Genomic DNA, 906 nt, shown 5'->3' with positions numbered 1-906 from the left:
CTCATTAATTTCTTAATTGCAGTAGAGGTTTGCCCTTTTGCTTTCGCTTCAAAGTAACGTCCTAAGAGGATAAGCGTCGTAATAACGGTTGTGACATCGTAATAAAGTTGGTACGGAAAGCCCATTGCCGTAAGCTGATCCGGAAATAGCGTCATCGCACCACTATAAAGCCACGCAGCTGACGTACCCATTGCTACTAGTACATTCATATCTGCTGAGCCATTTCTTAATACCTTATAGCTATTTTTGTAAAATCTCCAACCAGGTACGAGTTGGATGTAACTCGTTAACACAAGTAAGAATAAGGGATTAGACAAAAATGTCGGTACCCATGCTCCCCAGCCATGCATCATATGAGGGATACTACCAACTAACACAACAGTTGTTAAGACAGCTGCTACTGTAAAATCTTTAAACAGCTTTCTCGTTTCTACCATTTGCTCATCAGATTCTTCTCTTTGTTCATCTTCATTGATAATGGATGCTTCATATCCTATCTTTTCAATTCGTTTTATAACAGCTTCGGGATCTAATATTCCTTTTTCTCCTTCAACCTGAGCTTGATTAGCAGCCAGGTTCACATTAACAGATTGCACACCTTCTACTTTTGCAATAGCCTTTTCCACACGGGTAACACATGATGCACAGGTCATTCCCTTTACAGAAAATAGAACCTTTCTTTGATCATCGTTATCAATGGGCTTAGCATCATATCCAGCCTTCTCAATAGCCTTTATAATTGCCTCAGACATTTCTATTGTTTCATCCGCTTCAACTTGAGCTTGATTGGCTGCCAGGTTTACATTAACAGATCGAACACCCTCTACTTTTGAGATCATCTTTTCAACGCGATTGACACAAGAGGCACATGTCATTCCTTTTACCGAAAATATCATCTTACTCACC

Annotated in this window: 1 protein-coding gene; it reads right to left on the bottom strand. The window is 39.8% G+C overall.

The window, feature by feature from the left end; all coding sequences use genetic code 11:
- Positions 1-906 (bottom strand): heavy metal translocating P-type ATPase (locus tag LQ50_RS24130; protein ID WP_034634305.1); only part of this gene is annotated, 906 nt, incomplete at both ends.

Source organism: Halalkalibacter okhensis (assembly GCF_000787375.1).
GTDB classification, from domain to species: domain Bacteria; phylum Bacillota; class Bacilli; order Bacillales; family Bacillaceae_D; genus Halalkalibacter; species Halalkalibacter okhensis.
Note: the sequence above shows the minus strand (reverse complement) of the source record. Positions and strands in the feature narration are given on the sequence as shown.